General features: G+C 41.9%; 6 protein-coding genes. 5 read left to right on the top strand and 1 reads right to left on the bottom strand.

Annotation, left to right across the window (positions count from 1 at the left end; genetic code table 11):
* Nucleotides 1-32 precede the first annotated feature (32 nt).
* Nucleotides 33-455 carry a hypothetical protein gene (locus G4P69_RS03140; RefSeq protein ID WP_208346002.1) on the top strand — a complete coding sequence of 141 codons (423 nt, stop codon included), beginning with the start codon at nucleotides 33-35 and terminating at the stop codon, nucleotides 453-455.
* A gap of 146 nt (nucleotides 456-601) precedes the next feature.
* Here the strand turns inward: G4P69_RS03140 and G4P69_RS03135 are convergent, their stop codons facing one another.
* Nucleotides 602-3,418 (bottom strand): M16 family metallopeptidase, encoded by a 2,817-nt coding sequence (locus G4P69_RS03135; RefSeq protein ID WP_208348380.1) that lies wholly within the window; start codon nucleotides 3,416-3,418, stop codon nucleotides 602-604.
* 171 nt (nucleotides 3,419-3,589) lie between these two features.
* On the opposite strand from G4P69_RS03135, the gene tilS reads away from it, so the two are divergent.
* From tilS to G4P69_RS03115, 4 genes are all read left to right on the top strand, one after another.
* Nucleotides 3,590-4,564, top strand: a complete 975-nt coding sequence (gene tilS / locus G4P69_RS03130) for a tRNA lysidine(34) synthetase TilS (protein WP_208348377.1) — start codon at nucleotides 3,590-3,592, stop codon at nucleotides 4,562-4,564.
* A gap of 1,066 nt (nucleotides 4,565-5,630) precedes the next feature.
* The gene (locus G4P69_RS03125) at nucleotides 5,631-7,727 is read left to right on the top strand and encodes a hybrid sensor histidine kinase/response regulator (RefSeq protein WP_310834068.1); all 2,097 of its coding nucleotides are present in this window, start codon (nucleotides 5,631-5,633) and stop codon (nucleotides 7,725-7,727) included.
* Between the two features lie 623 nt (nucleotides 7,728-8,350).
* Nucleotides 8,351-9,589, top strand: a complete 1,239-nt coding sequence (locus tag G4P69_RS03120; RefSeq protein ID WP_208344817.1) for an RNA-guided endonuclease InsQ/TnpB family protein — start codon at nucleotides 8,351-8,353, stop codon at nucleotides 9,587-9,589.
* Between the two features lie 468 nt (nucleotides 9,590-10,057).
* Nucleotides 10,058-12,043: a GAF domain-containing protein gene (locus G4P69_RS03115; protein WP_208344818.1), complete on the top strand. Its 1,986-nt coding sequence runs from the start codon at nucleotides 10,058-10,060 to the stop codon at nucleotides 12,041-12,043.
* The last annotated feature ends 49 nt before the right edge of the window (nucleotides 12,044-12,092 follow it).

Here is a 12,092-nt window from a genome sequence, read left to right as displayed (position 1 = left end):
GAAACTGAAAAAAATGGCTAGAGGAAGGGTTAATGCCAAAATCAACCGAGGTTAAAACAGAAACGTCCGCGCAAGAATTACCTAAACTTTCCGAGAAGGTTCCTCAAAAGGTTTCTGAGACTGAAAATAAGGTAGCAATTACAAATTCTCATTCTCCTGAACCAGTGGGGGCTATCCAGGATATAGATGATGTCTTGAACTCTCTAAAAACCTTACTCAGTAGTCTAGAAAAACTTCAAAAAGTTCGGCAAGAAGTCGGTAACATTAAACCTTTGCTTGGGCGGATACTTGATGGAGAACTACTTGCTGGAGAAGAACTTGAGCAAGTTAAGACTGGTGTAAGTGGTCTTGTTCGCCTTGTTCGTGCTTATAGTGACCATCAAACAGCATTAGAGAAAGCACAACCTGCAAGAAACCTTCTAGATCAAGTCCTCAAGGAGCATCAAGCTAATTAGCTGGCACACTAAAGATGAACCTGTTAGAGCCATAGTTGCAAATATAAAAGTATCAGTTTTCAGGGTTTTGAAAAATCAAAGCTATTTTACCGGCCATCCGATCCGTTTTTACGGATCGGATGGCCGCGTTCAATTAAAACTGTGTTTTAACTGCTGCTTCTAGGTGTAGTGTCTTCAGGTCCAGTAGTGACAATCACTAGTTTCTCTGGATGAATTAGCTCTTGAATTGCCTGTTGTACCTGAGCCATACTTACGGCTTCAATATGCTTAGGAAATTCTCGGATTTCTGCTGGAGAAAGCCCGTAGATAGCATTATTCAAAATTAGGCTGGCTACATCACTAGGACTGGATAAATCGACTGGGTAATTGCTAGTAATTGAGCGTTTCGCGTTATTCAATTCAGCTTCAGTGACTCCTTGTTCTCGCAACTGTCTAAGTAAAGCTAGGGTGCTAGAAATTGCCTTTTGCGCATCACCTGGAGAAGTTTGCATTTGAATTAAGAACGGACCAGGATAAACCCCAGCGGCAAAGGCGCTATAAATACCATAGGTTAGACCTTGGCGATCGCGCACCTCTGTACCCAAGCGACTAGATAAAGTATCGCCACCCAAAATCTGGTTTAGTACTAAAGCAGAATAAAAACGGGGGTCTTTACGTGATATACCGTTGTAGCCGATATATGTAACAGCCTCCGACTTACCAGGAATCACTTGGTTAGAACGTGTTGTAGTTTGTGGCAATGATACTGAAGGTACCTTAATAACTGGTGGCTTTCCTTTAGCCTCCCATTTGCCAAACGCTTGATTGAGTAAAGTTTTTACTTGAACTGGGTCAAAATCACCTACTAAAGCAAGCGTTGTTGTATCCGGACGGTAGTGTTCCTGATAAAAGCGAACTAAATCATCACGAGTAATGCTTTTTAAGCTTTGTTCTGTGGGAAAGCTATGGAACGGATGATTTACTGGGTAAATAGCTTGCTGGAATAATCGTCTTCCTAATGCACGAGGGTCGTCTAGCACTAATTTTAGGGAGATTAATGCCCTTTGACGGCTGAGTTCTAACTGATCTGTTGGGAATGTAGCATTTTGCATAACATCTGCTAGAGTTTTCACTAATCTTGGCAAGTTAGCAGACAGACTGTGTGCAGCAACACTAACTCCCTCACGACCAGCACTGAAGCCCAAGCCAATTCCTCGGTCTTCGAGACTTTTCGCTAAAGTCAAAGCATTTTGAGTTTGTGTCCCATTTATTAAGTTACCCGCCGTCAGACTCGCTAATCCAGCTTTTTGATTAGTATCAAATTCAGTACCAGCATCAATTTGTCCACTTAAATTAACTGTAGGAACACTGTGGTCAGCTAGCAGAAGAACTCGCAAGCCATTGTTAAGCTTAAATTCCTCTGGTAGCGTTTGTTTTGTAGAAACAGTGGATGTTGTTGCAGGTGGCAAGTATTTAGCAAGTTCTGCTGGATTGACAGGCTTACCAGGGCTGAAATTTTCGGCTGTGCGACCAGTACCAGCACTGGAACTTCCTGCTTTACCAGTTGCTTGGGTTGGTTCAAAGAAGCCGATAGTTTGTGATCGTGGATTAAGGTAAGTTTTTGCCACTCTCAGGACATCTGCTGGAGTAATTTTGGCAACTGCGTCTAAATAGCGTTCAGCATACCGATAATCTCCTGCAACAGTTTGATTAAACGCTAGTTGGGTTGCCTGACTAGCGATATCTTGGTTACTAAGTATAAAGGAAGCTTGTAGCTGGGTTTTCGCGCGATTTAGTTCCTCTGTCGTAACTTGTTCCTGTTGTAGTTTGCCTAAAGACTGTTGTATTACCTGGGCAACTGTCGACAAGGGTTTACCCGCAGCAGCAGTTGCACTAACGTCGTACCAACCTCCAGCCCTAAGTTCCGAGGCACTACCACCAACTGAACTTGCTAGCCCTGTTTCTACCAAAGCTTGGTAAAGCCTCGAACTACGTCCACCTGTAAGGATAGCATCCATTACATCAATTGCTGGGACATCGGGATGATTAATATCTGGTAAGGGATACACAACTTGCAATAGTGCTGCACTTCCCGGTTGTTTTAAAACAATAGGTGCTTTTTTCACACCGGAAGGAGCTTTTAGATCAGGAGAAATTGTGGACGACGAAGCTCCCGCTACAGCACTTGGTTTCTTATCTTGAGATACTTGGTTCTGTAATTTTCCAAAAATTCGGTTAATGCTTTTTAAAACTGGTTCAGTGGCAAAATCTCCTGTAATCACTAAAGTGGCATCTTTAGGGCTATAGTAGGTGCGGTAATAGTTGCGTACCTGCTCCAATGTAAATTTTTCTACATCTGCTTTTGTGCCTCCTACAGGTAAGCCATAGGGTTGGTTAGGGAACACTGATCGCATCACAGCCCGATTTAACCGATAGCCTGGTGAATTTTCGTATCCTTGTAGCTCTGAAATAACAACCCGCTTCTCACTTGCGAGTTGCTCAGGTTCAATCAAAGCACCCTGCATACGATCAGCTTCTAAAATTAACAGTGCTTCTAATTTATCGCGCTCTACTGTGTTAAAGTAGGCAGTCTCGTCATAACTCGTAAAAGCATTAAACTGGCTACCCAAAGCACTAAACAATCGCCCAAACTGCACTGGACGGTCATGAGTTCCTTTAAACATTAAATGTTCTAACTGGTGGGAGATTCCATTCACTCCTGGTCCTTCGTTGCGTGAACCAACTCGATACCATATTTGAACACTGACTACTGGTGCCGTGTGGACTTCTTTAGTTAGTACGGTTAAACCATTATCTAATACTGTTTTACGTACACCTTGAGTAAGAGTAAAACCAGAGACTGGTGTAACGGGTGTTGGGGTTGCAGCGTTGGTGAAATTACTTGGCAACAGCACCCCATTCAGGAAGAAGCTCAGTAATAAGCCTAAAAGAAGCGAACGACGCAACTTGAACAGAAAAGCCATGATAGGTTACAAAAAAAGCGTAAATATATAATGTACTATAGGGGATTGGGCATTGGGCATGAGGTCAGTAAACAGTTATCAGTGACCAAAGCCTATGATGCAGTGTTGCGCGTTACGATAAGCACAATATTCTTGACTGATAACTGAGTAACTGATAACTGATAACTGAAAATGCCCTGGACTCCCCTTCATGCGAAAATACACCGCACTATAAGATCGCGCCAACTATTTAGACGCGATCAACGGCTATTAGTTGCAGTTTCAGGTGGACAAGATTCTCTATGTTTAATTAGATTATTGTTAGACTTACAGCCGAAATGGGGATGGGATTTGGCAATTGCCCACTGTGATCATCGCTGGCGTTCTGATTCCCAAGCAAATGCTAATTACGTAGAAAATCTTGCTAAAAGTTGGGGAACATCCTTTTATCTACAGATAGCTAATACACCTTTAAATAGTGAAGCAGCTGGACGCGACTGGCGGTATCAAGCTTTGAGTGCGATCGCCGTTGAAAATCATTATGATTATGTTGTTACAGGTCACACGGCAAGCGATCGCGCAGAAACCCTACTTTACAACTTAATCCGTGGCACAGGTGCAGATGGTTTGCAAGCATTAAGTTGGCAACGTGAATTAACCAAGAGTATTGTGCTGGTGCGTCCGCTTTTAGAAGTCACTCGCTCACAAACAGGGCTTTTTTGTCAGGAGTCTGATCTACCAATTTGGGAAGACTGCACAAATAAAGATTTAAAGTATGCCCGTAATCGTATCCGAGAACACATAATACCGTATTTGCAAGAGAATTTCAACCCTCAAGTTGAAACAGCATTAGCCCAAACAGCAGAACTTTTACAGGCAGAAGTTGAATATTTAGAACAAATTGCTGACGAATTAAAGCAAGAGGTAATATATCTACCTAATGATAGATGTGTTGGTATCAATCGTCGTAGATTAAAAGAATCACCAATTGCTATACAACGGCGTGTTATACGTCAGGTATTACAACAAATATTAAATATTGCTCCTAGTTTTGAGCATATCGAGAAACTAGTAGCCCTAATTACAGCACCAAACCGTTCTCAAACAGATCCGTTTCCTGGTGGTGTGAAAGGAACAGTAGAAGGAGAGTGGATTTACCTTGAGTAGGCAAGAGTTTTTTGGGTGGCTCTTGTAATTTTAAATATTTCAACACTTGTTTCTTCTACTGCTGGAGTAAACTTGCGATTTTAGGCACTAAACTAAGGTAAGAAGGAGCAGCAAGCATGTCTCAACACTCACGACTTATAGCGGTGGACTTTAGGGGAGGGTAAAGCACACAAGCTTCGGTCAGGGTTGTCGACAATTGATACGACATTGCTCTTCTTAATTGCCTAAAGAATAGATTCATCAAAACCATTTATAGTTAAACGTTTAAACATCGTCGCTCTGTAAAATTGGCACTGATTACTAAATGACTAGTAAATAAAAGCCTATGAAAAAGATTATGCGCCCAGAATTGAATCAAGAACTACACGTTACAGCTAACGCAACTTTAGGGCGTACCAGTGAGGAAATTTTAGCAGAGATTAAGGCTAAATTTGGTTTCATCCCACCTTTTTTCCAACCGGCGATAGAAACTCCACAGGTGTTGGAAAATCTATGGCAACAGACACTTTCTGCTTATGTAGATAATCCGCTACCAAATCTATTTAAAGAAAAACTTTCTGCCTATTTCTCCAGGTTTTGTGCTGTTCCGTACTGTATGGTTTGTCACAGCTGTAGCTTACGTCCCCTCGGGATGGACGGACAGCAAGTTTTGGACTTACTTGAATCTCCAATTCCAGATCCAGTAGAAATTGATCAGCATCTTAAAATACTACTAGCACAGGAGCTAGATTCCTTAAGTGTGTGGACGCATTTAAATTCGACAATAGAAAGCAGTTTATTCTATTGTGCAGTGTTTATTGCCTTAGCACCAGAGGAAGCAGAGCATTGTCGTCAAGAACTGCGCCGAATTCTCAAACCTGTAAATTACCAACATTTAATTGCGTTGATTGCTTATGTGAAGACATGTAATATCTGGATGGAAGCCAATCCTGAAGTTCAATACGAAGCAGATCAACGAGTCATTGCTCATCTACCTTCCTTACTGGAGGAAGAACCTAAATTGGGTGACTTTTTCCGTTACTATCAAGACAAAGTTAGGCAAGAACGCCAAAGTCGAGCAACAAAAATTGTTGAATTGACTGCGCGTCAGCGTCAAGAAGAAGTGTGGCGACAACAAGCTGAAAGAGAAAGACTCGTGGGCGCGATCGCGGGGCGGATTCGTTCCTCTCTTAACCTAGGAGAAATTCTCAGCACTACAGTGTCTGAAGTGAAAGACTTTCTTCAATGTGAACGAGCATTCATTTACCGGTTCTGCGAAGATTGGAGTGGTTATGTAGCAGTCGAATCTGTTACTCCTGGTTGGTCTTCGATACTAGGAGCAAAAATCACAGACTCCTTTTTTGCTCAAGATGCTTGCCGTGAACTGTATAAGCAAGGGCGAAATCAAGCTGTAGAAGATATTTACACAGCAGGTTTATCGGAATGTCATGTTAACTTATTAGCTGAGCTTGAGGTTAGGAGCAATTTAGTTATCCCCATTGTGCAAGGCGAACAGTTATGGGGATTGCTAGTGGCTAACCAGTGTTCGGAACCACGACAATGGCAGCAATTGGAGATAGATTTACTAACACATTTGGCAATGCAGGTAGCGATCGCGATTCAGCAATCCCTACTTTTTGAGCAGATCCACACTGAACTTATCGAGCGCCAAAAGTCAGAACAAAAAATCCGTGAACAAGCAGCCTTACTTGATATTGCTACTGATGCGATTATTGTGCGCTCACTAGATAATGATATCCGATTTTGGAACAAAAGTGCCGAAAACCTCTATGGCTGGAAGGCAGAGGATGCTTTGGGCAAAAATATCCATCAACTTCTTTACAAAGAAACTTCGCGTGAATTTCAACAAGCTCAGCAGTGTGTGATTGAGCGTGGTTCTTGGCAAGGGGAGTTGACTCAGGTACGAAAAGATGGTAAGGAAATCATTGTTGAAAGCAGGTGGACATTAGTACGTGACCTAGAAGGAGAACCCCAATCAATACTTATCGTTAATACTGATATTACAGAGAAAAAACAATTAGAAACACAGTTTCTTCGCACTCAGCGTCTAGAGAGTATTGGCACACTTGCGGGTGGGATTGCTCACGACTTAAACAATGTGCTCACACCAATTATTATGTCATCTCAACTCTTGCTGAAAGCACAAATTAAAGGCAACAAGCGTCAGCAATTGCTGACAACAATTGAGAAAAGTGCTAAACGAGGAGCAGCTTTGGTCAAACAAGTTCTGTCGTTTGCGCGTGGAATGGAAGGTCAACACACTATCTTACAAGTTAGCCATTTGCTGTGGGAGATTAGGCACATTATCAAAGAGACATTCCCAAAATCAATAGCACTGGAAGTCGATATTCCACCAGATCTTTGGGTTGTTAGTGGAGATGCTACACAATTACATCAGGTTTTAATGAACTTAGTTGTAAATGCCCGCGATGCAATGCCGAATGGTGGTATGCTCCAGCTTTCAGCGGAGAATGTCTTTATAGACGACAACTATGCTCGAATGAATCTTGACGCGCAAGTTGGTTACTATTGCTGTATTCATGTGTTAGATACAGGAACAGGGATGACTCCTGAAATCTTGACGAGAATTTTTGAGCCTTTTTTTACAACAAAAGAGCACGGTAAGGGTACAGGGCTTGGTTTGTCAACAGTTCTAGGTATTATTAAAAGCCATGGTGGTTTTGTGACTGTAGATAGTAGTGTTGGAAAGGGAACTGAGTTTCAGGTGTATTTGCCAGCTGTGTTAGGCACAGAAACACCACAAGCTTTAAACAAAGAATTGCCAAGAGGACAGGGAGAGTTAATTCTCGTTGTTGATGATGAAGCCAATATCCGTCAGATAGCTAAAACATCACTGGAGACATCAAATTACAAGGTACTTGAAGCAAGTGATGGTATAGAGGCGATCGCACTTTATGTACAGCATAAGAATGAAATCAGTGCTGTGTTAATGGATATGCTTATGCCCGAAATGGACGGGTTAACCACTATCCGAATGTTAAAACAAATTAATCCAGAGGTCTTAATTATTGCTATCAGTGGACTAACCGAAACTGCTAATGTTAATTCTGCTTTGGCAGTCGGTGTTCAAGCCTTTTTATCCAAGCCCTACACATTACAGGAATTACTTAATACCTTACAGACAGTACTAAGCGCAAAATAACCCTCGTCTGATTATTATGCTGGTGCCTATGCCGCCCTAAACTATTTCGACGCAAACTGCACCAAGAAAATTATAGCAAGGGCGGGATTCTTAAGCGGCAAGGTGGAACGGTTACACCCTTTGGGTTCCGCTCTGGCGATTATGTCGAGGCTTCTCAAAAAGGTGGCTTCAAGCGCGGTTGGATTGGTGGATTCACCGATACCACTAAAACTAAGAATATTTCGCTTTATGACCATGATTGGTCACGGTTGGGGCAGTTCAATCCTAAAAACGTCCGCTTGCTTCAAAGGAGTCCTAAGCTATGCGTTTCCCGATAATTAGTTTGGACACCTCCATTCTTCCGGTGTCCCGCTATCCCTCCCCAGGCTCTGCGAAGCAGCCTGGGGACTCCCGCGATTTTGTTGAAGAAAGGGTACTGGTTAGTGGTGCAACTGGTGGAGTCGGACAGCTTGTAGTAAGCAAACTGCTGTCAGAAGGTTTTAACGAATTCGCGGAATTCCCCATCCGCCTTGCGGTGGGGATGGATAGCGGGAAAAATTAGGAAATTTTTCCAAGCTCTGGGAACACTCTTACTAGAACTATCGTCATGTAGTAAAATAGCAGAAACAGGGAGGTGATGTTGAGTGTTGCGCAAAGTCGTTAAAGTTCGCATATATCCAGATGAACAACAGCAAATCCAGTTAGCGCAAGCTTTCGGGTGTGCGCGTTGGTGGTGGAACTATGCACTAAATAAGTCAATTGAGACTTACAAAGACACTGGGAAGGGTTTATCTCAGTCAGCACTCAACGCACTCCTACCAGGACTCAAGAAAGCTGAAGAAACAAAATGGTTAGGCGATTGTTATAGCCAAATATTGCAGGCTACAACACTTAACCTCACCACAGCTTACAAGAATTTCTTTGATGGTCGGGCAAGGTTTCCGCGCTTCAAGTCAAAGAGAGATAAGCAGTCTATTCAGTACCCTCAAAACGTCAAAGTTGAGAATAATATCGTCAAGCTTCCCGGTGGTATCGGTGAAATCAAAGCTGTTATTCATCGACCAATTGAGGGGAAAATCAAGACTGTTACTGTGAGCAAGTGTCCCTCTGGCAAGTACTTTGCAGCTATTTTATTTGAGGTAGAGGGGGAAGCACTCTTAACCTCATCTGAAGGAAATGTGATTGGGATTGACTTGGGATTAAAGCACTTTGCAGTAGTGAGCAATGGTGAGAAAGTATCCAAGTTCAGCAACCCCAGACACATTGCTAAGCACGAGAAAAACCTCAAGCGCAAACAGAAGAAATTAGCCCGTAAAAAGGACGGGAGCAAATCAAGATTCAAGGCTAAAAGAATTGTTGCTAAGGTTCACGAACGCTTGTGTAATTCACGGCAAGATTTTCTACAAAAGCTGTCTACTAAGCTGGTCAACGAAAACCAAGTTGTTGTAGTGGAGAATCTAAATACCTTGGGTATGGTTCGTAATCACAACCTAGCTAAATCAATATCCGATGCAGGATGGGGGATGTTTACCAATTTCTTAGCTTACAAGCTAGAACGTAAAGGCGGCTTGTTGGTTGAGATTGATAGGTGGTTCCCTTCGTCCAAGCTTTGCTCTAACTGTTTCTATCAAATGGGTGAGATGCCCTTGGATGTCCGGGAGTGGACTTGTCCTCATTGCAAAACTCACCATGATAGGGATGGGAACGCTGCACACAATATCAGAGCAGAGGGTATTCGGATTCTAAAACTGGCTGCTAGCCCGTCTAGTCAGCTTGTTGGCGGAGGGAACCCCGTCATTGCTGTAGGAGGGGAGGTAAGACCAACGGGAGGTTCGTCCAAACAGAGGCACACCCCTATGAGTACAGAAGCCCCATCCGCCTAGCGGTGGGGTAGTTCACGAATGATTATTGTCAAGGAAAAGTTTTTGAGATAGTAAACAAGGGAGCAAGACCATCGGTGATTGATTGGAATACACTTTTTCTGTCTTTATGAGTCAACGATTTTGAATCCGACAGCATTCAGAAGTTAAAAAAATTGATAACTAACAGCCTTTAATTGGGTTTTACATGGTTTTTTACCACAGCAAATATTACATCATGATCTATTAAAAAATGATCGATAGAATTTCTACACTTAGATAGATCTACGTCTATCTTTGGAAATAGAAACTCTTATATTTGGAAGCCCTTATATATATCGTTGGAAATATTGACAAATTTGAACCATTTTTTATTTTTACCAGTGACTTGAGTAGGTATTGTTGTTTAGTAAAGTTTTTTAAACAAATCCATGATCCTAGCTAATTCATTAAATACTAAGAAATTGTTCTAATATTACTCTCAGTCTTTCGATGAATCCTCTTGAAAACGAAGAAATACAAATCGGTGTTGATTCAGAAAAATTGGTACTCCGGATTAAAAACTACATTCTTCAAAAACTAGAGTTGCCAGAGATTTTATCTCTCACAGTAAATGAGTTACGTTCTTTTTTGGGAACAGATAGGATCAAGATCTATAAATTCCATCCGGATGCTAGCGGTCAGGTTATTGCTGAGTCTATTAAAGATAATCGCTTACCATCCCTATTGGGGTTAAATTTTCCAGCCGATGATATACCCCCTCATGCACGTGAACTATTTATCAAGTCCCGTGTACGTTCAGTTGTTAACGTTGACACTCAAGAGATCGGTCAAAGTGCTGTACTTGAGTTAGAGAATGGTGATCTTATTTCCGAGGAGATTCGTTACCGCCCTGTTGACCCTTGTCATGTAGAATATTTAACCGCTATGGGCGTGTACTCTTCTGTTGTAGTACCCATTTTTCATCACAAAGACTTGTGGGGATTACTAGTGTCTCACAACAGTGAGCCATTGGTGCTGTCTGAAGAGAAATTAGAACTTATGCAAAGAGTCGCTAATGATCTTGCGATGGGCATTTCCCGACACGCCTTCATTACTCAAGGGCGTGAAAGAGCCAAAAAGGAAAACATCCTAAATCATATTAACACTCTTCTACATTCATCGTCTACGATCGAGTTACAACCAGCTTTAGAAGAAACTGTTGCTGTATTCAACGGTTCTGGTGGTAGACTCTACATTAGAGACAACGTATTTAATTTCGACACCTCTAGTGTCATTAATTCAGTAGCCCATAGTACCAACTCTAGCAATTACTATAATATTTATACCTGTGGCAATCAACCGGTAATACCGGAAACAGCAAGATATCCACTAATGGAGCAATATTGCGTCTGGCAAGATCACTATAAGTCTAGTGAATATGACGTATGGGCAATTTCAGATATTTATCAAATTCCTGAGCTACGAACTCTACAAGTTGCTTTCAAACCGACTCAAATTCGTGGTATATTAATCATCCCATTGCAGTATCGTCACCAAATGTTGGGATACCTTAGTGTTTTCCGTGACGAAGCCGAAAAAGCTACTCTCTGGGCAGGGGAGTTTGATCCAGATCAACGCCAACTATACCCGCGTCAATCGTTTGAGATCTGGCAACAATCCAAAAAGGCACAGGCTCAAGACTGGACTCGCGAAGAAATTGAATTGGCGCAACAATTGGGTAAACAATTTGCCTTAGCAATTCACGAGTATAAGCTGACTCAACAAATAGATCTACTCAAAAATAATTTGAATACTCAGCCTCAAGAGTCTGTCGAGACAGCACAACAGATCACACAGCAACAGCAGATCCTATTAGAAATGGTTACAACCATGGCCCAATCGGTTGAGGTTGATGCTATTTTTACTAACATAACCCGAAAACTCCGCCAGTTTCTTCATGCTGATCGTGTTGTTATTTACCGATTTAAGCCCAATACTGATCTTGCTGAGGGCGAAATTGTTGCAGAGGATGTGTTAGCAGATTTTGTTGGTGCTTTTTCATTACAGATTCAAGATAACTGTTTCCAGAAAACGAATATAACTCAGTATCGTCAAGGACGTGTTCGAACAATTCCTGACATTTATAATGCTGGATTGAGCGATTGCTATCTTGAGATGCTTGCCCGACTTCAGGTGAGAGCCATACTAGTTGTGCCGATAGTGAAAGATAATGATTTATGGGGTTTGTTGTGTATTCACCAGTGTAGCCAAGCTCGTAACTGGAAAACCTCTGAAATTCAATTCGCTTTATTGGTAGGTAATCTCCTTAGCTTAGCGGTTCAAAAAACTGACGCGATCGCTCAAATGCAATCCCAAGCAGTTGATTTACGTGCTGTAACAGCACAAAAGCAAGTATTATTCGATATTCTCTCTAAAATTGGGCAATCGATGAATTCCTCAGTACCTTTAAATACGAATAACTTTCCCAATCATTAAAGGTGCGATAGTGAAGCGATCCGCCTAATGGCAGATCGCCCTACTTCTA

It is taken from the genome of Aetokthonos hydrillicola CCALA 1050 (assembly GCF_017591665.1).
Classification (GTDB): Bacteria; Cyanobacteriota; Cyanobacteriia; order Cyanobacteriales; family Nostocaceae; genus Aetokthonos; species Aetokthonos hydrillicola.
Note: the sequence above shows the minus strand (reverse complement) of the source record. Positions and strands in the feature narration are given on the sequence as shown.

Coding starts and splice junctions, on each gene's coding strand:
- G4P69_RS03115 (WP_208344818.1), top strand. CDS start 10,058: ATGAATCCTCTTGAAAACGAAGAAATACAAATCGGTGTTGATTCAGAA.
- G4P69_RS03140 (WP_208346002.1), top strand. CDS start 33: ATGCCAAAATCAACCGAGGTTAAAACAGAAACGTCCGCGCAAGAATTA.
- G4P69_RS03135 (WP_208348380.1), bottom strand. CDS start 3,418: ATGGCTTTTCTGTTCAAGTTGCGTCGTTCGCTTCTTTTAGGCTTATTA.
- tilS (WP_208348377.1), top strand. CDS start 3,590: ATGCCCTGGACTCCCCTTCATGCGAAAATACACCGCACTATAAGATCG.